Annotated in this window: 22 protein-coding genes, 1 tRNA gene and 1 riboswitch; of the genes, 12 read left to right on the forward strand and 11 right to left on the reverse strand. The window is 48.9% G+C overall.

Going from position 1 to position 26756, the window contains the following annotated elements:
* Positions 1-6: 6 nt before the first annotated feature.
* Both metH and I8U23_RS07080 read right to left on the reverse strand, forming a co-directional pair.
* On the reverse strand, positions 7-3396 hold the full coding sequence (gene metH / locus I8U23_RS07075; protein WP_049720650.1) for a methionine synthase: 3390 nt from the start codon (positions 3394-3396) through the stop codon (positions 7-9).
* Between the two features lie 168 nt (positions 3397-3564).
* Positions 3565-3680, reverse strand: a riboswitch (SAM riboswitch).
* A gap of 58 nt (positions 3681-3738) precedes the next feature.
* Positions 3739-5076, reverse strand: coding sequence for a helix-turn-helix domain-containing protein (locus tag I8U23_RS07080; protein WP_049720615.1), 1338 nt, complete (start codon positions 5074-5076; stop codon positions 3739-3741).
* 501 nt (positions 5077-5577) lie between these two features.
* Between I8U23_RS07080 and I8U23_RS07085 the strand changes: the two genes are divergently transcribed.
* From I8U23_RS07085 to I8U23_RS07095, 3 genes are read left to right on the forward strand one after another with little or no spacing between them, the layout of a single operon-like run.
* Positions 5578-6336, forward strand: coding sequence for a DeoR/GlpR family DNA-binding transcription regulator (locus I8U23_RS07085; RefSeq protein WP_198050918.1), 759 nt, complete (start codon positions 5578-5580; stop codon positions 6334-6336).
* Entirely contained in the window at positions 6333-7250 is a 918-nt protein-coding gene (gene pfkB / locus I8U23_RS07090) for a 1-phosphofructokinase (RefSeq protein ID WP_049720617.1), read from the forward strand. The genes I8U23_RS07085 and pfkB overlap by 4 nt, the downstream gene beginning before the upstream one ends.
* A 15-nt stretch (positions 7251-7265) precedes the next feature.
* Positions 7266-9128, forward strand: a complete 1863-nt coding sequence (locus I8U23_RS07095; protein ID WP_037993131.1) for a PTS fructose transporter subunit IIABC — start codon at positions 7266-7268, stop codon at positions 9126-9128.
* Positions 9129-9181: 53 nt separating this feature from the next.
* Here I8U23_RS07095 and I8U23_RS07100 read toward each other — a convergent pair whose 3' ends face one another.
* The 5 genes from I8U23_RS07100 to I8U23_RS07120 all read right to left on the reverse strand — a co-directional run bounded on the left by I8U23_RS07100 (position 9182) and on the right by I8U23_RS07120 (position 15414).
* Positions 9182-10255, reverse strand: a complete 1074-nt coding sequence (locus I8U23_RS07100; RefSeq protein ID WP_198050869.1) for an undecaprenyldiphospho-muramoylpentapeptide beta-N-acetylglucosaminyltransferase — start codon at positions 10253-10255, stop codon at positions 9182-9184.
* A gap of 109 nt (positions 10256-10364) precedes the next feature.
* Positions 10365-11927, reverse strand: coding sequence for a sigma 54-interacting transcriptional regulator (locus I8U23_RS07105; protein WP_198050870.1), 1563 nt, complete (start codon positions 11925-11927; stop codon positions 10365-10367).
* A 59-nt stretch (positions 11928-11986) separates the two neighbouring features.
* Positions 11987-13171: a methionine gamma-lyase gene (gene megL / locus I8U23_RS07110; protein WP_049720620.1), complete on the reverse strand. Its 1185-nt coding sequence runs from the start codon at positions 13169-13171 to the stop codon at positions 11987-11989.
* Positions 13172-13322: 151 nt separating this feature from the next.
* Positions 13323-14225 carry an aldo/keto reductase gene (locus I8U23_RS07115; RefSeq protein WP_198050871.1) on the reverse strand — a complete coding sequence of 301 codons (903 nt, stop codon included), beginning with the start codon at positions 14223-14225 and terminating at the stop codon, positions 13323-13325.
* 85 nt (positions 14226-14310) lie between these two features.
* A complete protein-coding gene (locus I8U23_RS07120) occupies positions 14311-15414 on the reverse strand; it encodes an SDR family NAD(P)-dependent oxidoreductase (RefSeq protein WP_198050872.1) in 1104 nt (367 codons plus the stop codon).
* A 363-nt stretch (positions 15415-15777) separates the two neighbouring features.
* Between I8U23_RS07120 and I8U23_RS07125 the strand changes: the two genes are divergently transcribed.
* From I8U23_RS07125 to I8U23_RS07145, 5 genes are all read left to right on the forward strand, one after another.
* Complete coding sequence (locus I8U23_RS07125) at positions 15778-16518, forward strand: FadR/GntR family transcriptional regulator (protein ID WP_121874311.1); 741 nt, start codon at positions 15778-15780, stop codon at positions 16516-16518.
* A gap of 18 nt (positions 16519-16536) precedes the next feature.
* Positions 16537-17253, forward strand: a complete 717-nt coding sequence (locus I8U23_RS07130) for a (Fe-S)-binding protein (protein ID WP_121874337.1) — start codon at positions 16537-16539, stop codon at positions 17251-17253.
* Between the two features lie 12 nt (positions 17254-17265).
* Entirely contained in the window at positions 17266-18705 is a 1440-nt protein-coding gene (locus tag I8U23_RS07135) for a LutB/LldF family L-lactate oxidation iron-sulfur protein (RefSeq protein WP_198050873.1), read from the forward strand.
* Positions 18686-19396, forward strand: a complete 711-nt coding sequence (locus tag I8U23_RS07140; protein ID WP_198050874.1) for a LutC/YkgG family protein — start codon at positions 18686-18688, stop codon at positions 19394-19396. The genes I8U23_RS07135 and I8U23_RS07140 overlap by 20 nt, the downstream gene beginning before the upstream one ends.
* Before the next feature lie 102 nt (positions 19397-19498).
* Positions 19499-20062 carry an NUDIX hydrolase gene (locus I8U23_RS07145; RefSeq protein WP_170151250.1) on the forward strand — a complete coding sequence of 188 codons (564 nt, stop codon included), beginning with the start codon at positions 19499-19501 and terminating at the stop codon, positions 20060-20062.
* Positions 20063-20410: 348 nt separating this feature from the next.
* Here the strand turns inward: I8U23_RS07145 and I8U23_RS07150 are convergent, their stop codons facing one another.
* Both I8U23_RS07150 and I8U23_RS07155 read right to left on the reverse strand, forming a co-directional pair.
* Positions 20411-21235, reverse strand: coding sequence for a 1,4-dihydroxy-6-naphtoate synthase (locus tag I8U23_RS07150; protein ID WP_049720624.1), 825 nt, complete (start codon positions 21233-21235; stop codon positions 20411-20413).
* Positions 21232-21921 (reverse strand): futalosine hydrolase, encoded by a 690-nt coding sequence (locus tag I8U23_RS07155; RefSeq protein WP_049720625.1) that lies wholly within the window; start codon positions 21919-21921, stop codon positions 21232-21234. The genes I8U23_RS07150 and I8U23_RS07155 overlap by 4 nt, the downstream gene beginning before the upstream one ends.
* 184 nt (positions 21922-22105) lie before the next feature.
* Here I8U23_RS07155 and I8U23_RS07160 point away from each other — a divergent pair, with 184 nt between their 5' ends.
* Positions 22106-22807: a hypothetical protein gene (locus I8U23_RS07160; RefSeq protein WP_037993149.1), complete on the forward strand. Its 702-nt coding sequence runs from the start codon at positions 22106-22108 to the stop codon at positions 22805-22807.
* A 136-nt stretch (positions 22808-22943) separates the two neighbouring features.
* On the opposite strand, the gene I8U23_RS07165 is transcribed toward I8U23_RS07160, so the two are convergent.
* On the reverse strand, positions 22944-23720 hold the full coding sequence (locus tag I8U23_RS07165) for a GNAT family N-acetyltransferase (protein WP_121874307.1): 777 nt from the start codon (positions 23718-23720) through the stop codon (positions 22944-22946).
* Between the two features lie 178 nt (positions 23721-23898).
* Between I8U23_RS07165 and I8U23_RS07170 the strand changes: the two genes are divergently transcribed.
* A tRNA-Ala gene (locus I8U23_RS07170) sits at positions 23899-23974 on the forward strand.
* A gap of 362 nt (positions 23975-24336) precedes the next feature.
* Here the strand turns inward: I8U23_RS07170 and I8U23_RS07175 are convergent.
* The gene (locus tag I8U23_RS07175; protein WP_165489727.1) at positions 24337-24909 is read right to left on the reverse strand and encodes a PDDEXK family nuclease; all 573 of its coding nucleotides are present in this window, start codon (positions 24907-24909) and stop codon (positions 24337-24339) included.
* 162 nt (positions 24910-25071) lie between these two features.
* Between I8U23_RS07175 and I8U23_RS07180 the strand changes: the two genes are divergently transcribed.
* Positions 25072-25926 (forward strand): hypothetical protein, encoded by an 855-nt coding sequence (locus I8U23_RS07180; protein ID WP_138614843.1) that lies wholly within the window; start codon positions 25072-25074, stop codon positions 25924-25926.
* A 50-nt stretch (positions 25927-25976) separates the two neighbouring features.
* On the forward strand, positions 25977-26729 hold the full coding sequence (locus I8U23_RS07185) for a hypothetical protein (RefSeq protein ID WP_138614842.1): 753 nt from the start codon (positions 25977-25979) through the stop codon (positions 26727-26729).
* Positions 26730-26756 lie beyond the last annotated feature (27 nt).

The raw sequence follows: 26756 nt of genomic DNA on the forward strand, positions 1-26756 counted from the left end.
TCCCCCTTATATCGCATTAAAATACCGAGCTTCCGGATGAGCAAACACCATTGCCGACACGGATGCTTCGGGATCCATCATGAAACCGTCGGTTAACTGAATGCCGATGTCCTCCGGCGAAATCAGGCGAAACAACTTCTGCTGATCCTCCAGATCGGGACAAGCCGGGTAGCCGAAAGAAACGCGAATTCCCTGATATCTCGCCCCAAAGCGCTCCTTCATGGTCATTTCGGCCGGATCCGGAAATCCCCAACGGTTCCGCATCTGTTGATGCAATTGTTCGGCAAAGGCTTCCGCCGTTTCCAACGCCAGCGCCTGGATGAAATGGGAATGGAGATAATCCCCTTTTTCTTTCCATTTTTGGGACAATTCCCGGATGTGTTGCCCGGCTGTCACCGCAAGAAAACCGACATAATCCATTTCCCCGGATTCCACCGGACGCACAAAATCTGCCAAGCACAAATACGGCTCTTTGGACTGGCGGGGAAACGAAAAACGTTCCAATACCACGCCGGGAGTTTCGGGATCATAGATCAAAACGTCATCCCCGTCGGCTTGCGCGGGGAAAAATTGATAAATGCCGTGAGGGGTGAGCCACCGTTCTTTTTTGGCTCTTTCAAAAAACCGGTCAAACAATCTCTTCATTTCCAGCGCTTTTTCGTCCCCCTCTTTGATCAATTGCTCCACATTCCCCTTCAACCCGAGGTGCTTTCCAAACAACATCTGCAAATTGATATAGGGAAGAAGCAAATCCAACGGATAATCGCGGTAAACATGCCTTTTGAAATCCGGCGGGGTAAAAACAGGAGCCTTGCGGTTCACTTTGCTTTTCCCCTGCACAGCCGCCGGGGCGCCTGCTTCCTTTTGCTCTGTTTGCGATGGAGACCGCTGCTTTTTCTTTTCGTTTTTTTCAGCCTCAATCTTCTCCCTCTGCTCCGGATTCATCAGCCTGTTGGCCAGTTCCAGTCCGTTCATCGCGTCTTTGGCATATAAAACGGGGCCGTCGTATTCCACGGCAATGCGTGTTTCTGTAAATTTTCTCGTCAAAGCCGCCCCGCCCACCAAGATGGGAATGTCAATCTCTGCTTCTTTCAGGTCCTGGGCCGTCACCACCATCTGCTGGGCCGACTTCACCAAAAGCCCGGACAGCCCGATGATATCCGGCTTTTCTTTCCGCGCGGTCTCAATCAATTGTTCCGGGGGCACTTTAATCCCCAAATTCACCACTTGATAGCCGTTGTTCGCCAAGATGATTTCCACCAAATTTTTCCCGATGTCATGGACGTCTCCCTTGACGGTGGCCAAAACGACTTTTCCCCGTGTATGGCTTTCCGTCCGGTCCATGTAGGGTTCCAAATACCGGACGGCCGCTTTCATCACTTCCGCACTCTGCAAAACTTCGGCTACAATCAACTGGTTATCATTGAATAAGCGCCCCACTTCATCCATGCCCGCCATCAACGGGCCGTTGATGATATCCAGCGGTTTGTACTTGGCAAGCGCCTGATCCAAATCCTCGTACAAGCCGTCTTTGCTTCCTTCCAGGATGTAGTTGGCCAGTCGCTCTTCCAACGTCATCCGGACCCCGGTTTGCTTTTTCTTTTCCTTTTTATGGCGGTAAAAGTTGGTAAACCGGGTCAGGATGTCGTCATAGTTTTGGTGATCCGTGTGAAACAAGAAGGCTTCCGCCAACTCCCGCTCTTCTTCCCCGATGGAAGCGTAACGCTCCAGTTTTTCCGTGTTGACGATGGCATAATCCAGCCCGGCTTTGGTGCAGGCATAGAGAAACACCGCATTTAACACTTCACGCCCGGCCGGCGGAAGCCCGAAGGAAACGTTGGATATTCCCAGAATGGTTGACGTCCGGGGTAACGCTTCTTTGATGAGCCGGATGCCTTCCACCGTCTCCCGGGCGGAACCGATGTACTGTTCGTCTCCCGTCCCGACGGGGAAAACCAACGGGTCAAAAATAATGTCCTCTTCCGGAATGCCATACTGATGAACCAGCAAATCATAACTTCTGAGCGCCACTTCCAGTTTCCGCCGGGCCGTCAGTGCCATCCCCTCTTCATCGATCGATCCCACCACAATCGCCGCCCCGTATTTTTTCACCAGCGGGAGCACTTCCCGGAAACGCTCTTCCCCGTTTTCCAGGTTGATGGAATTGATCACCGCTTTTCCTTGGGAATATTGAAGCGCCTTTTCAATCACCTTGGCATCGGTCGAGTCAATCATCAGCGGAACTTTCACCATTTTGGTCACATGCTTCAAAAATGCTTCCATGTCCGCCAGTTCATCCCGGTCCGGATCGGCCAGGCAAACATCGATGATCTGGGCTCCGCCTTTCACCTGCTTGCGGGCAATCTCGGAGGCTTCTTCATATTTCCCTTCTTTGATGAGCCGTTTAAACTTGCGGGACCCGATCACGTTGGTGCGCTCCCCGACCAGCAACGGCCGGGAATCCTCTTCCAAGAAAACCGGGTCGATTCCCGAGATTCCGGGCAAATGGCTTTCCACCGGCCGGCGGGGTTTTTTTCCTTCCAAAGCCCGGGCAATGGCCCGGATATGTTCCGGCGTGGTCCCGCAACAGCCTCCCGCCAAGTTCAGCCAGCCTTTATCCGCAAAATCAGTCAATTTTTGCGCCAAGGCTTCGGGGGTCTCCAGATAATCCCCGTTTTCATCCGGCAATCCGGCATTGGGATAACAACTGACGCCGCAACGGGCAATCCGGGACAACGAACGGATGTGATCCGTCATGAACTCAGGACCGGTTGCACAATTCAGCCCGACCGCAAACGGACGAAGGTGTTCGATGGACAGATAAAATGCCTCGATGTTTTGCCCCCCGAGCATCGTTCCCATCGGTTCAATCGTCCCGGATATCATAACCGGCAAGCGGAAGCCCAAGTCCTGAAATGCCCTTTCAATCCCGATCCCCCCGGCTTTCACGTTTAACGTGTCTTGGGAAGTTTCCAACAGGAGAAAATCCACCCCGCCCTCCATCAAGGCTTTCGCCTGCCGGTAGTATCCCTCGGCCAACGCTTCAAAGGTCGTCCCCCCGGTGACGGACAATGTCTTGGTGGTCGGCCCGATGGCACCGGCCACATAGCGGGGGCGGTCACCGGTCGACCATTTGTCCCTCGCTTGAACCGCACAACGGGCGGCTGCCCGGTTGATTTCTTCGGTTTTGTCCGCCAAATCATATTCCCCCAGAACCAGCGGGGTGGCTCCGAAGGTATTGGTTTCCACCACATCGGCGCCGGCCTGGTAATACTTTTCATGAATGTTTCGAATCAGATCCGGCCGGGTCAGGTTCAAAATTTCATTGCAACCTTCATACCGCTCTCCGCCAAAATCATCAGCCGTCAGTTGCGCCTGCTGCAACATCGTGCCCATCGCGCCGTCCAAAATGACAATTTTTTCGCGCAAATATGCTTCAATCGGTTTTTTCCCCACACCTATCGCCACCTTTAACCGTTTTCTCCCAGGCAATGATTCGCAAAAATAAAAAACACCTTTTCATCTCTGAAAGATGAAAAGGTGTGGATTACCCGGCCAGACTCACTCTCATCTTTCAGAGAGAGAAACTCTCTCTGCTGGAATTGGCACCACATTGGACACAAGTTCCAACAGGTTGCCGGGCTTCATCGGGCCAGTCCCTCCGCCTCTCTTGATAAGAGATCCTTGTAAAAATTATGTCAGTTTATCTTCATAATATATAAATCTTTTTGCAAGTTGTCAACCAATTTGCCGCAGTTGCTGTTGTTCCAGTTCTTTTTGGGCCAAGTACATTTGCTCGGTGGCCGATTTGAAGCCATCCTGATCATCCAAAGCTTCATAACAGCCGGCCAGTTCATAATAACAGTCATACACATTGGTTTTCAGCTTGTTTTTGGCTGCCAAACGGGCGGACCGTTTCAAATATTCAACCGCTTCGGTGTAATGCTTCATTTGTTTCAGCAGTTTGCCCATGGTGAAAAGGGCATCATTCAACAGTTGCGGATCATAAATTTTTTCTGCCCATTCCAGCGCTTTTTTCAGCTTGTCATAAGCTTCGTGGTATTTGCCTTGCAACATATAGACTTTGCCCAGATGGCAATAGGCATGTGCCACTTCCTGGGAGTTTTCTTCATGTTCTGCCAGTTCTAAGACAAAATGGAAGCAGGTCGCTGCATCATCCAACTGGGAAATTTCAAGGTAAGACAATCCCAACCCGCTCCAAAGCTTTAACATTTCTTCCGTGTTTTTACTGCCGACCGACCGTTGAATCCCTTCTCTGGCATAGCGGATGGCATCATGGTAAAGTTTCATTCTCCGCAACAACTTGGAGCGATAATAGTACATTTTAATGATGATGTCTTTGCTTTGAATCCGGGGAATTTTCTCCCACAATTCTTCCAGCAGGCGGAAAGCTTCGTCCGTGCGGTTCAACTTTTCCAAGTAAGCCACTTGCGAAATCAAGAGCAAGTAATAGGTCCGGTCATCGCACTCATTGGATTTGTCTTGCTCCATGGCCGTCAACCCGCGTTCCACATAGCGGAGGGCCTGTGCATAATCTTTGTTCATAAAGCGGCAATAGGCCAGTTCGCAATAACCGGCCGCTTCCAAATGATTTTTCGGGGAATAGGGATCCTGATAAGCCAGACGGATGGCTTCACTCAACTCGCGTTCTGCTTTGCGCCATTCCTTCTGGTGGCTGTACACTTTCCCCTTCAAATAATGAACCGTGGCCTGATGTCTGGAATAAGATTCTTCCGATATATCCGAAAGCAAATGAAGGGCTCGTTCCGGCATTCCCATCTGAATCATGGTTTCGATGGCGACAAACCGCACTTGCATACTTTCCAAAGTTTCCGTATCTTTTTCGATCATTTCCGGGATTTCATTTAAATCCAGTTCCAACTTGCTCATTAAATACAAGACTTTATCTTTGTTGACATGAGGAACACCGCGCTCAATATTGCTGATTGTCGCCGTGGAGATATGCTCGTCTGCCAAATCTTCCAATCTTAACCCTTTTTCTTTTCGGACTTTACGAATAAATTTGCCAATTTCACTCATTTCCAATATATTCATAGCCGATCTTTCCTTTCGGATTGTTGGTTATCTCTATATTACTTCATTCATTTTATTTTATAAAGAAATAAATATATAAAAATTAACATTTTATGGATTGTAATTTATACCAATTTCTATTTTTAACTTTGATCCATAAAAACAAGCCCCTGTCTTCATCCTGAAAAAAGCAATTGAAACACCGCTTTCACATCCTTATTTCGAGCCGGGTTGTTTTTTCGAATTTTACAAATAATAATCAATGTTAAATCCCGCGATTCGCAGCTTTCTTAAATATTTTATGCATTGAATTAAAATACTTTGTTTATTGCCCAAACACCCTTCAAATATTGGCTCTATATCTTTTTTTTCTCTGTATTTCTTATTTTACCCAGTAAATTAACAACGAAATCTCCTTCTTTCATCCTGCTTTTGATTGTTTTTGATTGGTTTTGATTTAAAATAATTGTTTTTGCTCTTTTTTTTCGATACAATCAAGGAAAGGCCGAAGCGAGGTGATGGATCACGCTTACACCCCAACGTCACCAATTCATTTTGAATTTATTAAAAAGGCAAGGCATCGTAAAAGTGCAGGAACTGGTTCATTTAACCGGCGCTTCCGAATCCACCATCCGCCGTGACCTGGACCAATTGCAGCAACAACATCTTTTAAAACGGGTTCACGGCGGTGCAGCGCTGCTTCAAAACAAAGGGTTGGAAATGCCCATTCAGGAAAAAGCGGTCCGGCACACCCGCGAGAAAAAGGAAATCGCTCTTTTTGCCGGTTCGTTTGTCGACCGGGGGGCTTGCATCTATCTCGATGCCGGCAGCACCACGCTGGAAATGATCCCGGCGCTGGCCGGTAAACAAGTCACGGTGGTCACCAACGGAATGACGCATTTGGAACGGCTGGTTGAATACGACATCGAGGCCTATGTTTTGGGCGGGAAAATGAAACCATCCACCAAAGCGCTGATCGGAGCCATGGCACTTGAGGGAATCGAACGTTACCGCTTTGATCAGTGTTTTTTGGGAACCAACGGCATCCATCCGGATTTCGGATACACGACGCCGGATCCCGAAGAAGCCTGCCTGAAACAAAAAGCGCTTCAACTTTCCAGCCAAGCGTTTGTGCTGGCCGATCCCAGCAAGTTATCGGAAGTTTCGTTTGCCAAATTCGCCGATTTGGAACAAGCCTCCTTGATTACACTCCCTCTTTCTTCGGAGATCAAAGAAAAACTTGCGCAAAAAACTTATGTATTTGAGGTTGATCAGGCATGATTTATACCATTACATTGAATCCTTCCATCGATTTTGTGGTTGAAGTGGAAACCTTGCAACTCCATCAAGTCAACCGGATGAAGAAAGAACACAAATACCCCGGGGGAAAAGGGATTAACGTGGCTCGCGTGTTGCACCGGCTGGGGGCGGAAACCACGGCTCTCGGCTTTGTGGGCGGATTTACCGGGAGGTTTATCGAAGAAGCGTTGCGCCAGGAAGGCATTCCTGCCCGGTGGATCCGCGTCAACGAAGATACGCGCATCAACATCAAGCTCAAAACCGGGGAAAACGAGGAAACGGAAATCAACGGTCAAGGGCCGTCGATCCCTCCGGAAGCGTTTCAGCAATTAAACGAACAGCTGGAACAAGTCCGGCCGGGAGACACCGTGGTGATGTCGGGAAGCATTCCCCCGTCGCTGTCCCCTTCCGTCTATGAGGAATGGACCGCAATACTTGGCGCCCGCGGCGTCCGTGTCGCTGTTGACGTTGCCGGCCCGGCATTAAAAAGAGCGGCCAACCGTCCCGTTTTTTTGTTGAAGCCCAATCACCATGAACTGGGCCAATTGTATGGTGTCCGTTTAAACACCATGGAAGAGGTGGTTGTTTACGGACGCAAGCTGCAACAAGCGGGGGCAGCCCATGTGATCGTATCAATGGCCGGCCAAGGAGCGCTTTTGTTTACAGAGGATGCGACATATCGCTCCACCGTTCCCAAAGGCACCGTGGTTCACCCGGTCGGGGCGGGCGATTCGATGGTTGCCGCCTTTCTCGCCGACTATGAGAAAACCAACGATGCGGTCTCCGCATTCAAAACCGCCGTGGCTGCCGGCAGTGCAACCGCGTTTTCGCCCGACTTGTGCACCAAAGAACAGGTTGAACAATTACGACAGGAAATTGACATTGAGGCGCTTTGAGGAGGTGCAAATCCAATGAAGATCACCGATTTGTTAACCAAAGAAACGATCGTGATGGAACTCGGCGCAACCACCAAATCTGCCGTGATCGACGAGCTGGTGGACAAGCTGGATCAAGCCGGGGTTTTATCCGACAAAAATCTGTTTAAAGAAGCCATCCTCGAACGGGAATCGCAAGGATCCACCGGCATCGGCGAGGGGATCGCGATTCCCCATGCCAAAACCAAAGCGGTCCGGACACCGGCGATTGGTTTTGGCCGCAGCCGTTCCGGGATCGAATATGAATCGCTGGACGGCAACCCGGCCCGCTTATTCTTCATGATTGCCGCGCCGGAAGGAGCCAACGAGACCCATTTGGAGACGTTATCCCGCTTGTCCACGTTGCTGATGAATGAAGATTTTAGAAAACGCTTGCTCGAGGCCGAAACCGAAGAAGAACTGCTGGACATTGTTCGCCGCCAGGAAGCAGAAGGGCATGAGGACAGAGAAGAAAAGAAAGACGAAAAAGAACCCGGTGACGACGGAGCTATGATCCTGGCTGTCACCGCTTGCCCCACCGGCATCGCCCACACCTACATGGCTGCCGATGCCTTGGCCGCCAAAGCGAAAGAAATGGGGGTTTCCCTCAAGGTGGAAACCAATGGTTCAACCGGAGTGAAAAACCGTTTGACAGAAAACGAAATCAAACGGGCCACCGCCATCATCGTCGCAGCGGACAAGCAAGTGGAAATGGATCGCTTTCATGGAAAACACGTGATTCAGGTTCCGGTGGCCGACGGCATTCACAAGGCCGAAACCCTCATCCGGCGCGCTTTGAAACAGGACGCCCCGGTCTACCAGGGACATCAAGAGACAAGAGGTGCGAAAAAGAAAGCGCCTTCTTCCTTCGGGTTTTACAAGCATTTAATGAACGGGGTCAGCAATATGCTGCCCTTTGTGGTGGGCGGCGGTATCTTCATTGCGTTGTCCTTTGTCTTTGGAGGCATTGATGCCAAGGGCCCTGTGGCAGAACTTTTGATGAAAATCGGAGGAGACGAAGGAGCGTTTCATTTCTTGGTTCCGATTTTGGCCGGATTTATCGCCAGCAGTCTGGCGGACCGCCCCGGATTTGCCCCCGGGGTGGTCGGAGGCTATTTGGCCGCCAGCGCGGGAGCCGGGTTTTTGGGCGGATTGATTGCCGGTTTCCTTGCCGGTTATGTCGTCCTTTTATTGAAAAAAGCTTTTTCCGTTTTGCCGGACAGTTTAGAAGGAATTAAACCGGTGTTGCTCTACCCGGTTTTCGGCATCCTGATCACCGGAGTGTTGATGGTGCTAGTGATCAATACCCCCGTCGCCGCACTGAACCAGTGGCTGACGGATTGGCTGAACGGGATGAGCGGCACCAATGCCGTCATCCTCGGATTGATCCTGGGCGGCATGATGGCAGTCGACATGGGCGGCCCGGTAAACAAAGCCGCTTTCACCTTCGGCATCGCTGCCATCGAAGCCGGCAACCTCGCCCCCCACGCCGCCGTCATGGCCGGGGGAATGGTTCCGCCGCTCGGCATTGCGTTGGCAACCACTTTCTTCAAAAACAAGTTCACTGACGAACAGCGCAAATCCGGATTGACCAATTACGTGATGGGCGCTTCTTTCATCACCGAAGGAGCAATTCCGTTTGCCGCCGCCGATCCCCTGCGGGTTCTGACTTCTTGCATTGTGGGATCTGCCGTGGCCGGTGCGGTCACCATGATGTTCGGCATCACCTTGCCGGCTCCGCATGGCGGAATTTTTGTCATACCGTTGGTCAACCAACCGCTTTTGTATCTTCTCGCCATCCTGGCCGGTTCGCTCGTCACGGCCGTCCTGATCGGTTTCTTCAAAAAGAAAATCCGTTAAACCTGAAAAGGTCTCTTCCCTCTGGTGACAACCGGGAACGAGACCTTTTCTTTTCACATCGGTTTGGCAGTCAATTTGATTAATTGGATCACTTCTTGCATGTTTTGCTCGGGAGAATTTTGACTCATTTTCTCGCGGTAGGCTTCCTGATTTTCCACGAGATGCTCCAGATGTTGCAGGAAACTTTCATCGGTCAAATCTTCTTCCATCAAAACTTCCGCATAGCCCATTTTTTCAAAAGAACGCGCATTCAGGATTTGGTCCCCGCGGCTGGCGGCTTTGGAAAGCGGAATCAAAAGCATCGGTTTTTTCAGCGACAAGAATTCAAAAATGGCGTTGGATCCGGCACGCGACACGACAAAGTCGGCCATGTTCAAGACATGGGGAAGTTCTTCCGACAAGTATTCAAACTGGCAATAGCCGGGTTTTTGAATCGACTCGTCCACCTTTCCCCGCCCACAAAGATGAACAATTTGAAACCGCTTTAGAAGCGTATCCAAGTTGTTGCGAACCACTTCATTGATAACGCCAGACCCCAAACTTCCGCCCATGACCAGGATCACCGGCTTCTCTTGGGTGAATCCGCACAATTCCCTTCCCCGTCCGGGGTCCCCGTGTTTCAATTCTTCCCGGATGATGGCGCCGACATACTTTCCTTTCTCCTTGGAAAAATGTTTGGCCGTTTCCGGAAACGTGGTGCAAACTTTTGTTGCAAACGGAGTGGCAATCTTATTGGCCAGCCCGGGCGTCATGTCGGATTCGTGAATGATGGCAGGCACCCGGTTCAACCATCCTCCCAGAACCACCGGAACCGACACGAATCCTCCCTTGGAGAAGATCAAACCCGGTTTATGGCGGCGAATCAGCCGGTATGCTTCAAAAATCCCTTTCAGGACTTTAAAAGGATCTTTAAAGTTGTTCCAATCAAAGTACCGGCGCAGTTTTCCGGTCGAAACACTGTAATATTCCACATCTTTCAGTTCGGAAACTAATTGTTTTTCTATTCCGTCTTTGGAACCGACATAAATCACTTTCCAGCCATCTTCCAAAAATTTAGGAATCAGTGCCAAGTTGACCATGACATGGCCGGCGGTTCCGCCACCTGTAAACAAAATGGTTTTTTTCATCGGTCGTTTCCCTTTCTAACGGTGTTTTCAGCGACAACGTTATTTTAACAGCTTTTTTTCCTGTTGCATTGAACAATGTATGAAAGATGTAACCAATCCATCCCTGATTTCAATAAAAAATATCTTTTTTGGAAATTCCATACTTCTTCATCTTGTTCAAAACGGTGGTATGGCTCACCCCCAGATGGCGGGCGGTTTTCCGTATGCTTTTGAACCGCCGGATCCCGGCCTGCACCAGTTCTTTTTCATACTGCGCAAGATGTTCTTTCAAACTGCGCCGGGGAAATGAGCAATCCGTATCCAATACATCGCTCAGATAAACTTCTTGTAATTCGGTTTCTCCTTCCGGACAAAGGTAAACGCTCCGCTCCATCACATTTTGCAGTTCCCGGACATTTCCCGGCCAGGAGTGTGCCTGCAGGCGAAGGAAAGCCTGGGATGAAAGAGAAAGAAGCGGACGGCGGGAACGGGCGCAAAATTCCCGGAGAAAATGAGCAGCCAGAAGCGGGATGTCTTCTTTGCGTTCCCTTAACGGGGGAATGGTGATCGGGATCACATGAAGGCGGTAATACAAGTCTTTGCGGAACCGGCCCCGGTGCACCAGATCCGCCAAATCCCGGTTGGTGGCGGCAATGATCCGCACGCGGAGAGGAATCCACCGGTTTCCGCCGACCCGCCTCAAAGCCCTTTCCTCCAAAACCCTCAATAATTTGGCTTGCAAATTGAGCGGAAGCTCACCGATTTCATCCAAAAACAGCGTCCCGTCCTGCGCCAATTCCATCAAGCCTTTTTTTCCCCCTTTCCCCGCTCCGGTGAACGCCCCCTCCTCATAGCCGAACCATTCGCTTTCCATCAATGACTCCGGAACGGCGGCACAATTGATGGAAATAAAAGGGCCGTTGGCCCGCCGGCTTTCAAAATGAATGGCCCGCGCAAACAATTCTTTTCCCGTTCCGCTTTCCCCCTGCAATAAAACGGTCGCTTCCATTTGTGCCACCTTTTTGGCCGTTTCCACGCACCTTTTCATCGTTTCACTTTGATGGATAATATCCTGAAACTGGACCATTCCCTTCCGGTTGACAGACTGCAGCAATTGGCGGACTTGTTTCATGTCGCGAATGACGATCACCAAACCGGACTGCCGTTTTTCACCGGAACGGACCGGAATAAAACTGGCCATCACTTGAATCATGTCCGGACCGCGGCGGATGGTTACCGGGACATTCAATTGTTCTTTCCCCGACTGAAAACATTTCCGGCAACATTTCAGGTCCGTTCCCCAAAGTCCGGGAAGATCCTTTTCTTCCCAATCCTCCGGAAAAAGGCGCAGCATTTCGGCCGCCGCCCGGTTCATCGCCTGAATTTTGAACTTTTGGTCCACCAGGATCATGCCTTCGGACACCGTTTCCAAAATGGTGTTCATTTGTCCTTCGCGCATTTCGGACGGAAGAATTTGAATGGGTTCTAATTGCTTCACACCAGGGATTTGCTTGATCCGTTCCGTCAGTTTTTTAAACACCCCGGAAGGGACCGCCCGGATTTTCAGATGAATGCTTCCCGATTCCACCTCCATCCGCTCAATGTCGACATGATCGGCCAACAGACAGGAAATCACCTCATGCGTCATGCCCACCCGGTCAATGGTTTTAATGCAGAGGGCGATTGTTTTCATTCGTTTCCTCCTTCCCGTCCTCTTACTTTTATCTTAGCGGAAGGGAAGAGGAAGATCGATCACACAGATGAAAACGCTTCCCCCAGATCCGCCAAAATATCCTCTGCGTTTTCAATCCCCGCGGACAGGCGGATCATGCCGTCGGAAATGCCCATTTTCAGCCGCTCCTTCCGGGGAACCACCGCATGGGTCATCGAAGCCGGATGCTGAATCAGTGTATCCGTTTCTCCCAGACTGACGGCCAATTTACAAAGCGAGACATGATTCAACAACCGGACGGCAGCTTCATATCCGCCCTTCATCTCAAAGCTGATGACTCCGCCGGGCTTTCGCATTTGTTTTTTGGCCAACTCAACCTGAGGGAAAGAAGAAAGCCCCGGGTAAAAGACCTGCTTCACTTTGGGGTGTTCCGACAAAAAACGGGCGATCTTCCCCGCGTTTTCACAATGGCGGTCCATGCGCACCTCCAATGTTTTCAATCCCCGGATCAAAAGGTAGGCATCCATCGGCGACAAAACCGCCCCCAAATCTTTCAAGGTGGTTTTTTTCACGTTTTCCAGCAGATGGCGGGGGCCCGCCGCAATCCCGGCAATCACATCCCCGTGACCGCCGATATATTTGGTGGCGCTGTGCAACACAATGTCACAGCCCCATTCCAACGGACGCTGCAAATACGGAGACATCAGGGTATTGTCCACAATGGTCACGATCCCGTGCCTGCGGGCCACAGTTGCGGCCCATTCCAGATCCACCAGCTCAAGGGTGGGATTCATGGGAGTTTCAATATAAAAACAACGGGTTTCGGGACGGATCGACTTTTCCAATGCGGCTTCTTCTTTCATCGAACACATGGAAAAACGGATTTGAAACCGCTCCTGCAACCAATGAAACAGACTGTACGTGCATCCGTACAAGCCTTTGGAACAAACCACATGATCCCCGGCCTTTAAAATTCCCAACAAAACCGAGGCAACCGCTCCCATCCCGGATGAAAAAGCCAACGCCGTTTCCGCTTTTTCCAACACCGCCACTTTCTCTTCCAACAGGCGGACCGTCGGGTTGCCCAGCCGGGTATAAATAAATCCGTCCTCCCGTCCGGCAAAACGGTTCCCGCCGGTTTCCGCCGAGGGAAACACAAATGTCGAAGTTTGAAAAATGGGCGGTGCCAACGATCCTTCCATTTCCCCGTGACGCACCCCGGCATGAATCGCCTGGGTGGAAAAACCCCATTTGTTCTTTTCCATCTCGGTTCCTCCCTTTTCCGTCATTCATTGCAAATAAAATGCAAAACCCGTGCCAAACGGTGCGATGGAGCTTTTCCGCCCGGTTCCATAAAAAAATGGCAACCCATCTTTCCATTCTTGAAAGAGAGGTTGCCACTTTCCGCGATCCAGATTAAAAGATCGTATCCAATTTCTTGATGTCTTCCTCTGTCAATATTACATCCAACGTTCGCAAATTCGAGAGCACCTGTTCCGGGTTTCTGGCCCCCGGGATGATTGCGTCCACTTCTTTCCGGTGCAAACACCAGGCCAACGCCAAATTGGCTGTATTGACCCCTTTGGATTTGGCCATTGCTTTTAATTTCTCCACTTTTTCCAGACTCTCGCGGTAGGCTTCTCCTTGAAAATAGGGCAGATTGGCCCGGTATCCCTGAATGGTTGACGTTTCATCATATTTTCCGGTCAAAAGTCCGGAAGCCAGCGGAAAATACGGAACAAAGGAAATCTGATGCTCACGGAGATAAGGGAACAGGGTACGTTCTGCTTGCCGGTTCAACAGATTGTATTCTCCCTGATACACATCCACATATCTGTCCTGATTGGCCTCTTTCAGCTGTTCAAGAGAAAAATTGGATACGCCGATGGCGCGGATCTTCCCTTCTTCCTTCAGTTCCTGCAACGCCCCGACCGCCTCTTCTTTGGGCGTATCCTGATCCGGCATATGAATATAGAGAATGTCGATGTAATCGGTTTTTAAACGCTTCAAGCTTTTTTCGGCTTCCTGTTTCAAAAAAGACGGGGTGTTGTCTGCCACCACCTGATTGTTCACAAATTTGGGGCCGATTTTGGTGGCAATCACCACATTTGTCCGTTTGCCGCTTTCTTTCACCACTTCCCCGATCAGCTCTTCCGACCTTTCGGGGCCGTACAGATAAGCGGTGTCCAAAAAATTGATCCCGTTTTCAATGGCTGCTTGGACCACTTCTTTTCCCGCCTGGCTGCCGACCTTATTGGTCCCCAAACCAATGGGATGGACGGTGAGACCGGTTTTCCCGATGGTCACTTTTCTTTCCATCTTATATCCCCTTTCTGTCCACAAGATTGAAACAGTTGGTTGGCATCTCCATCCTCTGCCCTCTGCGAAACCCGAATGAGGAAAATCACCAGTCCACCGGGCGATAATCTTTGAAAAACTGTCCATTGGGCGGTTTTTTAGCATCCATCCCCAGATAAACCGGGTCACAAATCCGGGCCGCGGCATCTTCGCAGTCCAACGGAGGTGGAATGGGTTCCCGGATTTTGGCCGGGAGTTGATTGGACACCCATCCCGGATCAACACTGTTGACAAAAATGCGATCCCGCTTGTAATCTTTGGCCATCGTCAATGTCATCATATTCAGCGAAGCCTTGGCCATATTGGTATGGACATGGTAGCGCCCTTTGCGTTTGGTCCGAAAGATCCCTTCCTTGGAAGAAACATTGATGATAAAGCGGTTCAGATGGGGACTTCTCAGCATGGCCGGTTTCAACCGGGTGCTGATCAAAAAGGGCGCCGTGACATTCACCAGTTGAACTTCCAGCATTTCCGTCAATGAGATCTGATCCGGTTTGGCAATCCAGGCATTGTTGGCAAATGGAGGAAGATTCGCCGGATGCCGGGACGGGCTGGCCACGGGCAGGAGAAGATTTTTCTCATCATCCGGTTCCGTCCCTTGCGCAAATGCATAAACCGGCAACTCCCTTCCCCGCTCTTCGCCGGAACCCAACCATTTCGTTTTCCATTCCCTTTCTTTTTGCAACAGGGCCTGGTACGCTTCATCCGGAAGCCGGACCGTCTGGGCTGCGTTATTGACAATGATGTCAATATAGGGAAATTGCTTGTTCAAAGAAAAAGCAAATGCCTCCACGAGGTCAATCCGCCGAAAATCCAACCCGTATACGTGAATCCGGTCTTTCCAGTCTTCCCAATCCGGCTCCTGAAAGTATCGCCGGATGGCATCATAAGGAAACCGTGTGGTGACAATCACCCGGGCGCCTTCGCGCAACAGGCGCAATGCCGTATGATACCCGATTTTCACCCTGCCGCCTGTCACCAACGCGACATAAGAAGTCAAATCATGGCGGGCAAGGCGTTTCTGTTCGTTCAAATTTCCGCATTCCACACACAATTTGGGATAACGGGGATGGGAGGAATCCATCCGTTGTTTGCATATGTAACATTTTTGTTTCTTTTCTCTCTGAGCCGGTTGATGCGGATTCGTCATTCAACTCTCACCATTTAAATATTTTATATTTACAAAAAATCATATCACATGATAAAATTTTTTCACACAGTCGCTTAATGAAAGCGCCTGCCCCACGCAGGAGATGAAGGTAACCAATCCTTCCTGTGCCCTGCGATAGTTTAAATGAAAACGCCAGCCTTTCCCGCTGGAATTGCAGGTTCCATCCTGCTCGCAGGGATCCCCCTTCGGGGGATTTTCTTTTCATACCGGTCTGAAGGTGCCGGCCAGTGAGTGCCGTTTAAAAGCATGAATCTGCAAAAACCGAAACATTGACATCTCTGAATGAATGGCATACGATAATTTTTAATCATCCAGTCATCAGATGACCTTATGAGGTGAAAAATGGAAAAGAAAATGAAGATGAGATCTGCTTTAAGAGTGCGTAAATCCTATGAAGAAGTGGCGGACTTGTTAAAAGAACACATTTTAAACGGCACCTACCAACCGGGCGAGCGGTTGCCTTCCTTCCGGGAATTGAGCGAACAAATGGGCGTGGGCCAATCGACCATCCGGGAAGCCGTCAGTTCGCTGAAAACCATAGGTCTTGTGTCGATTCGCCATGGAGAAGGAACTTTCGTCACCCGGCTGGATCCCAAAAAAGTTTTGTCTGAATTTAAACCCTTTCAGCCGGTGACCCGCCAAGATCTCCTTTCCCTTTTGGAGGCACGCAAAGTGATTGAAACCGGAATGGCCCGGTACGCTTCCGAAAGAAGATCCGGGGAAGATTTAAAACAAATGGAAAAGGCGCTTTTTGACATGAAAAACGCGGCGGCAAAAGGCGAACTCGGAGATGAAGCGGATCTAGCTTTTCATTATGCCATCGCCCGCGCCAGCCACAATCCGGTGTTGGAATGGATGATGGAATCCATTTACGGCATCTTGTCCAGATCCCTCAAAGAAAGCCGCCAACAATTGTTTTTGATTCCCGGTTATCCGGATCAATTGCTTCAGGAACATCAGAAGATTTGTGAAGCCATTGCCGCCCAAAATGCCGAGGAAGCGGAAAATGCCATGTTCATGCATTTGGCAGGCGTGGAAGAAAAATTGTTTGCAAACCGTGAAAAACAAAAAAACATTCGATGAACCGGGCAGGTGATGATGGTGAAAGTGTCATTATTTGTTACTTGTTTGGTGGATATGTTTTATCCGAATGTCGGAAAAGCCACCGTTGAATTGCTTAACCACCTGGGTTGTGATGTGGAATTTCCGGAAAAACAAGTGTGCTGCGGACAGCCGGCTTATAACAGCGGTTATGTCCGGAAAGCCAAAAGTGCCGCCAAAAACATGATCCAAGCCTTTGAACATGCGGAATACATCGTGACGCCTTCCGGTTCCTGTGCCACGATGTTCAAAGAATATCCGCGTCTTTTTGAAGATGATCCCGAGTGGAAAGAGGGAGCTGAACATTTGGCCGCCAAAACGTATGAGCTGACCCAGTTTATTGTGGATGTTCTCCGGATCACGGACACCGGAGCCCGGCTGGACGGGAGAGCCACGTATCATTCGTCCTGCCACATGACCCGTCTGCTTGGCGTGAAAGACGCGCCTTTCACACTTCTTTCCAATGTCAGAGGATTGCAACTCGAACCGCTTCCCCAAGCCCAAAATTGCTGTGGCTTCGGAGGCACGTTTTCCGTGAAAATGAGCCCCGTCTCCACGGAAATGGTCGATGAGAAAGTCAACAACATCCTGCAAACCAAAGCCGGCTACCTGATCGGGGCGGATTGCGGATGCCTGATGAATATCAAGGGGCGGCTCGAACGCCTGGGACATCCCGTTCAAGTGATGCATATCGCGGAAGTTTTAAACAGCCGTTAAGGAGAGATCACAATGGCGATTAAAATCAGTGAAAATCCATTTGGCCACCGGGTACAACAAGGATTGGAAAATGTCACGATGCGGCAGGCGGTTGCCTCGGCCCAGGAACGATTGCAAGACCGCCGCCTTTTTGCCGCCGATGAATTGGGAAACTGGGAAGAATGGCGGCTTTTGGGCGAGCAAATCCGCCAGCACACACTGGAAAACCTCGATCATTATCTGATGCAACTCAGCGAAAACGTCGCCAAGCTGGGCGGCCATGTCTTTTTTGCCCAAACCGCGGAAGAAGCGGTGCAATACATCCAAGACGTGGCCAAGCAAAAAAAGGCCAAAAAAATCGTCAAATCCAAATCCATGGTGACCGAGGAAATCCATTTGAACCCGGCTCTTGAACAAGCGGGTTGTGAAGTGGTGGAAAGCGATCTCGGGGAATACATCCTGCAAATCAATGACGATGTCCCTTCCCATATCGTCGCTCCCGCGCTTCACAAAAACAAAACGCAAATTCGCGAAACCTTTCAAAGCAAACTCGGCTATGACCAATCGGACGACCCGTATGAATTGACCAAATTTGTCCGGCGGATTTTGCGCGAAAAATTCATGGAAGCGGACATCGGCATCACCGGGTGCAATTTTGCGGTGGCCAATACCGGCTCCATTTGTCTTGTCACCAATGAGGGAAATGCCGACCTGGCCATTTCCATCCCGGACACCCACATTGCCGTGATGGGAATGGAACGGATTGTTCCGACCATGGAAGAACTGGATATTCTGGTCAGCCTGCTTTGCCGGAGCAGTGTCGGGCAAAAGTTAACCAGCTATATCACCGTGGCCGGCCCCAAACCGCCAGGGGAAAGCGAAGGGCCGGAAGAATTTCATCTTGTGATCGTCGACAACGGCCGGTCAAAGATTTTAGGCTCCGAGTTCCGCTCCATCCTCCAATGTATCCGCTGCGGGGCGTGCATCAATGTTTGCCCGGTCTATCGCCACATCGGCGGCCTTTCATACGGATCGGTCTATCCCGGGCCGGTCGGGGCGGTTTTAACCCCTCTGTTGGCCGGGTACGAAGACTTTCAGGAATTGCCTTACGCTTCCAGTTTGTGCGGGGCATGCACCGAAGCATGTCCGGTAAAAATCCCCCTGCATGAACTGTTGATCAAACACCGGCAAGTGATTGTGGAACAAGAAGGGCGTGCCCCGCTGGCCGAGAAATTGGCCATGAAAATGTTTGAAATGGGCGCTTCTTCCGGCACTTTGTATCAGTGGGGATCCAAAATGGCTTCTGCGGCAACCCGTCCACTCACTGCCGGTGCAAAATTCAAAAAAGGCGTCGGCCCGTTAAAGCAGTGGATGGCATCCCGTGAATTTCCGGCCCCTAGCCAAGAGCGCTTCCGTGATTGGTATCAACAGGAACAGAAAAGAGGGAAAGCGGATGCAAGGAACAATTCATAACCGGGACACTTTTTTGAAAAACATTGCCCGAAAGCTGGGACGGAAACAAAAGACGGATCCGGTTCCCCGTCCGGAGTGGAAAACAGAGGTTCACCAGGAAACGCTGAAAGACGCAAGCAGAGAGCAACTGCTGGAAATATTTAAAAAACAATGCCGAAACATCCACACAACCGTCATGGAAACCACAAGCGAACAACTGCCGGAAACGCTGAAAAAGCTGGTATCGGAAAACGGGGGAGGCCCGGTGGTCATCTCCGGGGATCCGCGCTTTCAAGAATATGGGCTCCACGAGCTGCTTCATGGAACCTGGCCCGGTCAGGGGATTTCCGTTTACCGATGGCAAGAAGGGAAAAAAGAAGAAAACATCCGGCAGGCCGCGTCAGCCAAATTCGGCGTGGTCTTCTGCGACCATGCCCTGGCGGAATCCGGAACCGTGGTTCTTCAAACCCGGGATGATCAAGGCCGGGCTTTGCATTATCTGCCGGAGAATTACATCGCCATCATCCCGAAAGAAACCATCGTCCCGCGGATGACCCAGGCCGTCCATGCCATCAACCAGGCCATTGAAAACGGCCAAACCCCGCCCTCCAGCATCCATTTCATATCCGGACCAAGCAACTCGGCAGATATTGAGATGAACCTGGTCGTCGGGGTTCACGGCCCCTTAAAAGCGTTTTATATCATCGTTTAAGGGCATCCATCGATGCCCTTTGTAATGTCCGGATCCGGAAGGTTTTCAAGCCGGGTTGGAGAACGTTTCATAGAACCCTCAAAAGGAAAGGAGCGAATCCCGGTGACCATTTTGCATTCAGAAATCACCCGGGCCATTGCCGCTTATGCCGACCGGTTTTCCGGCTCCGGCATGCAATCCCTCCACCCTCTCATGGATGTGCTTCATCATTCCCGGGACATCACTTCCCGCGCCACTTTCCCCGGGCACGTCACAACGAGTGCCGTCATCATGGATGAACAAAAAAGAGTTCTGCATATCAGGCATAAAACCTTGAACGCTTGGCTTCTTCCGGGTGGACATTGTGAAAAGAAGGATCGTTCACTGATTGAAGCCAGCTTGCGGGAAGCCTGTGAAGAAACCGGAATCTCTCCGGAACAACTTCAACCCGTCCTGCCCCCAAACGTTCCCGTTGACATTGATTTGCACGAGATCCCCGAAAATCCCGAAAAAGGCGAACCTCCGCATTGGCACGCCGATTTCCGGTTTGCCTTCCGTTTGAAATCTTCCGCAAAGGTCATCATTCAGGAAGAAGAAGTCACCGGTCACGCTTGGCTGACGTTAAAACAAATGCCCATGCGCCGGCTGGCGGACCGGTTGTGCGACATCGCCGGCATCCCGGATTAATGACAGTGTTCATGACAGTGTCCACCACAGAGTTCAACCACTTTTCTCCGAAGATACAAAGAAACTGCTTGTGGTCAGTGAAAAGCAATTATGGTTTCCTCGAAACATCCCATCAGGAGAATCGTACACCACTTATCTGACGGCTATTATCAAAACAGCCCCTTCCCTTTCGGATCAGGAAATCTTAAATATGGTAAGCAAGGATCGATTTACCATCACCGGCGGTCGGGAAGTATGGTCCATCCCGTTTGGGGATGAATCGGTTACGGTCGGTCCATTAAAGAAAAATTAAAAAGAACAAAAAAACGGATGGCCTGCAAACCATCCGTTTTTTGCTTTTGGGATCTTTCAACGCAACATTTCGGGCTTGATTTCCGGAACAATTCCTTCTTTGGCAGCCCGGCTGAGTAGTGCATAAATCGCGTTATACCCTTCTTTGCCGAGGTCGGCGGTAAAGTCGTTGACATAAAGGTCAATATGTTTCTTGGCCACTTCCGGATCCATTTCCTGGGCATGCTGCATCACATATTCCCGGGATGCTTCCGGATGGTTCCAGGCATATTCGACCGAAGCACGTGTCCATTCAGCAATGGACTTCACATCAAGGGTGCGGCGGGCAATGATGGAACCGAGCGGAATCGGCAAGCCGGTGTCCTCTTCCCACCATTCCCCGAGATCCGCCAACAAATGAAGTCCATAAGACGGATAGGTGAAACGGGCTTCATGGATCACCAATCCGGCATCAAAGGTACCTTCCCGGACAGCCGGCATGATTTTGTCAAAAGGAACCACCTGGATATCCAAGTCCCCTGAAACATGCCGGGCGGTCCAGAGACGGAACAACAGATAAGCGGTGGAGCGTTCACTGGGCACGGCAACGCGTTTGCCGCTCAAGTCCGTTTCTTTGGAAGCATCCTTGGTCAGGATGAGCGGCCCGCATCCCCTTCCCATCGCGCCTCCACAGGGAAGAAGTGCATAGTCGGACAATACCCACGGCAAAGCGGCGGATGAGATTTTTAAAACATCCGGTCCATCCGGCCGTGTCGCCAGATGGTTGGTGATATCAATATCGGCATAGGTCACATCCAGTTTGGGCGCTCCGGGCACCAATCCATGCACCCAGGCATGGAATACAAACGTATCATTGGGACAAGGGGAAAAAGCGATTTTCATCGAACCACCTCCGTCAATGCACTGCTTGCTTTTTCCAAAGTTTGCAAGGCTTCATTAATTCGCCAGGCCGCCCGGTTTCGCGGGCCGACAAAATTGGACACGGCCCGCATTTCAAGCACCGGCACGCCTTGCAACCGGGCCGCGGTGGCCACACCGAAACCTTCCATCCCTTCCGCCGCCGCTTCCGGAACACGCCGGATCAGCTCCTCTGCCGTTTCTTGTGTCCCGGTGACGGTGGACACCGTCAAGATCGGTCCGGTCGTAACGGATATCCCTTTATGTTGCAAAGCTTGTTCCATCCAACAGACAAATTCCGCATCCGCCGGGATCCGGGAGGTTCCCAGATCCAATTGATCCAAAAAACAAAAGCCTTCCCCGGTTTCCGCGCCCAAGTCGGCGGCAATGATTTCACTGGAAAGCACCAGCGAACCAATGTCCGTCTTTCCCGGGAACCCTCCGGCAATGCCGGCATTGATCACCCAATCATACGAGGCGGCAGACAAAGCCATGGCTGTGGAGGCAGCCGCTTGGGCCAATCCCACTCCGGCCACCAAGACCTCGGCCTCAATCCCTTCGGTCTGCTCCAGCCCCCGTAAAACAGCTTCCCGTTCGGCCTGTACCGAGGTCACAACCAGCACCCGGCGCTTGGCACCGCCCTCCTTGTATGTTCTCGGCTTTGGCTTCATTTTCAATCTCCTTCTTCAACACTTGTCTGTTTTTCCATCATACCATATCCTTGATAGTTGGACGTTCTTTAAAGATTTTATAAATGATTCACAAACAAATAATTATGGATCTATTTAAATTATTGATATGATGAATAGTATTGGTGACTTGAGATTAAGCAACCCAGAGCTAGGAGAGAGTGATATGGGCTTTTTCAACCGATTTTCCGCGAATAACACAGGCGAAGCTTTGCAAGAGATTTATGAAGAACTCGGAAACATGTATCACCAAATTGAAAGAATCAAGCGGGAAATATCCTCGTTTCGCCAGATCGACCAGAAGCTGAAACAAGCCACGACGATCAACCAATCGGCTGTCATGATCTCACAAAAACTGAATGAAACGTACCGGGATGTACAGCTGATCCAAAAATCCATCCAGAAGGATGATCAGGAAACCTGCGCTTATATCCGCCAACAACGGAAAAACATAGAAGATTTGATCGGACAGCTACATCAAAAAACCGGGGAAATCCAAGAGGAAATCGAAAAACAGATGGCCGGGGCACTGGATCAACATCAAGAAAAATTCACCGACTGGGTGAATGAAAAACAAGAAGAAAAGCAGAAACAGCTGGATGAACATGCCAAAAAAATATTGGAATCCCTGGATCAGCGGCAAAAAGAATACGAAGAGAAAAAAGAAGAGCTGGATGACAAATTGAAAAACTTAAAGGAAACCATCGAGGCGGAACAAAAGAAATGGACCGAAAACCTGGCTCAATTGAACAAAGTCATTTTGGAAAAAGAAGAAATGTGGCAACAAAAATCAAAGCGGCAAACGATTCTTTTTTCCATTCTGTTTTTGCTGTCTCTGGCACTTTCCGCGGGGGCCTTGTGGTTTTAAATCGGTCAGGCTGTTGACAACAGCGTCAACAGCCCCGGGTTCTTTGTGCACTTCGGAGCCTTCCGGCATCAAACTTTTAATTCCTGAAGCAGAATCTTTCCAATCCCATCCCCGGTTCCTGTTCATTCACCGGGACTCACTGAAACGAAACCATCATCCACCGGCCGATCGGGACAAATCCCAAACGTTCATAAATTCTCCCGGCGTCCGGGTTATCATAAAACAAACAAAGTTCCTTTCCCTCTTGAAGCAGATCTTGGCACAGCCGGACCAGACAGGCGGAAGCCATCCCCTTCTTTTGATGCTCTTTTACAGTGCAAACCCCGACCACCATGGCAGAAAGCGTATTTTCCGCCGTACTGGAAGCTGAAGAAACCATCTGTCCGTCCACTTCGATGTAATAAGTCCGGGCTACACCTTTTTCCATGTTTCTTTTGATGGATTCCGGATTGTTACTGAATGAAAAGTGCCGGTATAACTCCATGATTCTCCCGACATCCTCAACGCCTGCTTTTTTCACCGGCCAATTTACTTGAGACTCCTTTAACGCGCGGCACTTGGCGTAATAAAGTTTCCGGATTTGAGACGGCTTGGAAGCGATCCACGGAATAAGAAAAGAAACCACATCCTCCAAGCCATTCAGGTTTTGAAATTCCGGATCTGAAACCATCACCTTGGCCAACCCTTCGTGGTCAAAATCATGACCGGGCGCATAAGGGATGTAATTTTGGTAATATTTTAAAAGCACCGCACGCAAGTTTCCATGATCATCAAAATCGCCCCACACCTTTTGGAACGCCTGATCATAACCATATGCCTCAATATCGCCGAGAATAAACAAGTTTTCCGCCGCTTTCGGCATCAAAAGCTTCATGCATGCTTCATGATCCTCTTCCGTCAACCTGCGAATCATGTTCCTCCCGCCTTTTCCACCCCGTCAGGGCATTTTTTCTCTTGTTGTTTTTCGGATATGGAAGAGTATATCACGAAATGAACAGAATTTTTGTAAACGAGTACACGAAAAAAATTTAATTTTCTTCTTGCAAAAATGATCTCCGGTGATTATAATACAATATGTAACTGAAAAACACGGGGCATTAGCTCAGCTGGGAGAGCGCTACACTGGCAGTGTAGAGGTCAGCGGTTCGAGCCCGCTATGCTCCACCAAAGGAAAACCCTCGGATGTTCCGGGGGGTTTTTATTTACAATAAGTTAAAAGGAACAACGACTTGAAACATCACTGCTCCTTTTTCCACTTTATACAAGACCATGATATACAACCACTAATAATTAGGATATTTCTTTAAATGAAACTTTAAGTTCGAAAAGTTATTATTGATGAAATAACGGGAGATTATGATCAAGAAGGGATGGACTTTATGCTAGAGTTCATCCCTTAACGTTATCTATGGAGTTTGACTAAAGTTTTTTTTAGTCTTTTCTTTCTTATGTATACAATTGGCTTTTGTATTCAGCATTTTTAGCTCTTTATACAAGCGTTTGATTTATCATGCAACATCGATTAACCCTTAAACTAGCGCTCTACCGTCTGTTCCTTTCTTTATTGGAGGTATATCAGCTCTTACTCCGTCATGTTCTATTTCAATAACACCAAGAAAACCGGTAATTTTCGAAGTATCCGACATAACAGGAAAATATTTCTCTAGCTCTTGGAAATTTCCAACTCGTTCAGTTAAATAATAGTACATTTGACGAGAAGGTAATACCAAGAATCCCCCAGCTAAATCACCTTCTAACATACCAAGTTTAAGTCTGTTTATTGCTCGATGACTTGAAGCTATGTTTCCTGTTTCCCATTCAACACCAAAATACTTTCCATCACTTAATTCTAAGGAAGAGTCAATCTTTCTATTTTTGATCGACTTCTTACTTACAATCTTTTCATCTTCCCAACCTAGCTGATTTAACTTCTCAATAAATGCATGTTTAATCGGCTTTACACCATTAGCTTGTTTGCGACAAACGAAGGTGACTTGATATTTGAACCATTTGGTGGAAGCGGTAACAACATATATCGCAGCCGAAATTCTAAAAAGACATTGGATTGGTATTGAAATAGGATCTGGTATCATCGTGGCCATCATTGTTTTCGCTTTTGAGGTTACTATTGCCACCTTTGTAGGTGTTGGGATTGTGTTAGGTGAAATCGTCAGTGCACTTACTTCATAGCCATGATCGGTGAATCAAGTATCCTAGCTTCGATCGGTTCCAGAATTCCTTGGCTAAACCGAGCTACGCCCAAAATGTTTGGTAATGCAGTGATTGCGGGAACGGACCAAAGCATAACAGATTACCTGAAAACAGGTATATTTAGTTTAAAACGAGCAATAGTGGCCGCTGCATTCGGTTTTTTCCTTAGCTTTGGCGGCTGGTACATAAGCAGCCATTTAGATGGCATTATAACTAAAATTAACGGACTCAGTCTTTCGACGGCATTCGAAATATTTGCTGATGGAACTGCTTCCGCACCAAAGACAATCGGTGATACCTCATTCGGTCAGTGGTTACAGAAGTTTGCCAGCAAATCAAATGGTAAAAAGTACGCCAGTGTTAGCTTTGAAGAGGAATCTTTGTTAAAGAACAGTATCCGAAGTAAATTTGGCGAAGAAGAAGGAAAACGAAAAATAGACTCCTTATTTCGAGCTGTTTACAACAAAGCGTACAAAGAAGATCCAACTAAAAAAGGTATTTTTGGTTTGCCTGATGACATTGTGGTTGATAACGGAAAAATCATTATTGTAGAGGAAGCAAAACTGTATTCCAAAGATGCCCTCAAAGATTTAGCTCTGTTAGCAGAGAATAAACCTCAACAATTTATAGAGGATGGTCTTCTCGTTAAAAATAGCAAAGGAAATGAATTTAATGCCTTTATTCAGTTATATAAACATAAAAATGCGATCGATTATCTAAATCAGCACTTGGATGACCTAATTATTCAAGAGAAAGCACGGGAACTTGGCATAACTCATAGAGCAGATAGTCGAATATTATATAAAGGTTCCCAGGCAGAGGATAAAGATATGAAAACGATTGTGGATACTTTTAAGAAAGAGCTTGGCATTGTTGTAAAATATCGCAAGGTTAAATTCGGGAAATGAGATATTGATTTCTTGGGTAAAAATGTGAAGGTATAAGGGGGATTGACTAAATGGATGAAAAAACTTATCTGGCTTATACCGGTTGGGGAAGATATCTGGTGGATGGATATTGGAACACGGCAATCAAAATATGTGAAAAACTATTAAAGCATTGGGAAGGAATCAAAGCCATCACCAATTACAAGGTGGGGGATATTGCAAGAGATATTAAATATTCATCTGAATTCATCCATCTCGCCGGGACCCGGTTAAAGAACTTTGACGCTTTTAACGTCGTTTTTTTTAATCCAATGGTACAGGAGGAGCCATATGTTCACCGCATGTTTATCAGTGATTCGGTCCTGTCAATTTCCGAGTATGATGGCGGGAAATATTTCAAGGAGAATCCAGCGTTAACCGGTCATTTTATCCAGGTGATGAAAGACATTTCCCGGATCAGTGAGATTCAAGAACTGTGGTTAGGCGACTTGCGGGCTGGTTTTATGGGAAATATCTATTTTCTTTACCGTCCGGAAAAAATCTATGACTATCGGGCCTCTTTGGAACCTCATCCAGAGTGGCAAGAGTTATTGGATCTTTTGGAAACTCACTTACCCAGGGAAGTCATTGTGGAAACGATTGTCCGGGAAATCGGAAAAAATCACGTGGAGGATTTGAATGACGGTAAGATTTTTGTGCGTTTTTACGGGGAGAACTTGTTTGATATAAAGGTGGATAAGACTGATTTATTGCATCAGATCCGGTATAAAGTGGAGAGTTATTTGGACGACAAGAACATAAAATTTAAACACCTCGTTTATTAGAAAACAAAAACAGCCTGCTGAAACGTT

Origin of the sequence: Thermoactinomyces sp. CICC 10735 (genome assembly GCF_016055175.1) — a bacterium.
In the GTDB taxonomy this organism is placed as follows: domain Bacteria; phylum Bacillota; class Bacilli; order Thermoactinomycetales; family Thermoactinomycetaceae; genus Thermoactinomyces; species Thermoactinomyces vulgaris.

Coding starts and splice junctions, on each gene's coding strand:
- I8U23_RS07095 (WP_037993131.1), top strand. CDS start 7,266: ATGAAGATCACCGATTTGTTAACCAAAGAAACGATCGTGATGGAACTC.
- I8U23_RS07125 (WP_121874311.1), top strand. CDS start 15,778: ATGGAAAAGAAAATGAAGATGAGATCTGCTTTAAGAGTGCGTAAATCC.
- I8U23_RS07185 (WP_138614842.1), top strand. CDS start 25,977: ATGGATGAAAAAACTTATCTGGCTTATACCGGTTGGGGAAGATATCTG.
- I8U23_RS07120 (WP_198050872.1), bottom strand. CDS start 15,414: ATGACGAATCCGCATCAACCGGCTCAGAGAGAAAAGAAACAAAAATGT.
- I8U23_RS07160 (WP_037993149.1), top strand. CDS start 22,106: ATGGGCTTTTTCAACCGATTTTCCGCGAATAACACAGGCGAAGCTTTG.
- megL (WP_049720620.1), bottom strand. CDS start 13,171: ATGGAAAAGAACAAATGGGGTTTTTCCACCCAGGCGATTCATGCCGGG.
- metH (WP_049720650.1), bottom strand. CDS start 3,396: ATGGGCACGATGTTGCAGCAGGCGCAACTGACGGCTGATGATTTTGGC.
- I8U23_RS07150 (WP_049720624.1), bottom strand. CDS start 21,235: ATGAAAATCGCTTTTTCCCCTTGTCCCAATGATACGTTTGTATTCCAT.
- I8U23_RS07155 (WP_049720625.1), bottom strand. CDS start 21,921: ATGAAGCCAAAGCCGAGAACATACAAGGAGGGCGGTGCCAAGCGCCGG.
- I8U23_RS07140 (WP_198050874.1), top strand. CDS start 18,686: ATGCAAGGAACAATTCATAACCGGGACACTTTTTTGAAAAACATTGCC.
- I8U23_RS07105 (WP_198050870.1), bottom strand. CDS start 11,927: ATGAAAACAATCGCCCTCTGCATTAAAACCATTGACCGGGTGGGCATG.
- pfkB (WP_049720617.1), top strand. CDS start 6,333: ATGATTTATACCATTACATTGAATCCTTCCATCGATTTTGTGGTTGAA.
- I8U23_RS07080 (WP_049720615.1), bottom strand. CDS start 5,076: ATGAATATATTGGAAATGAGTGAAATTGGCAAATTTATTCGTAAAGTC.
- I8U23_RS07100 (WP_198050869.1), bottom strand. CDS start 10,255: ATGAAAAAAACCATTTTGTTTACAGGTGGCGGAACCGCCGGCCATGTC.
- I8U23_RS07180 (WP_138614843.1), top strand. CDS start 25,072: ATGTTTGGTAATGCAGTGATTGCGGGAACGGACCAAAGCATAACAGAT.
- I8U23_RS07175 (WP_165489727.1), bottom strand. CDS start 24,909: ATGGCCACGATGATACCAGATCCTATTTCAATACCAATCCAATGTCTT.
- I8U23_RS07135 (WP_198050873.1), top strand. CDS start 17,266: ATGGCGATTAAAATCAGTGAAAATCCATTTGGCCACCGGGTACAACAA.
- I8U23_RS07115 (WP_198050871.1), bottom strand. CDS start 14,225: ATGGAAAGAAAAGTGACCATCGGGAAAACCGGTCTCACCGTCCATCCC.
- I8U23_RS07165 (WP_121874307.1), bottom strand. CDS start 23,720: ATGATTCGCAGGTTGACGGAAGAGGATCATGAAGCATGCATGAAGCTT.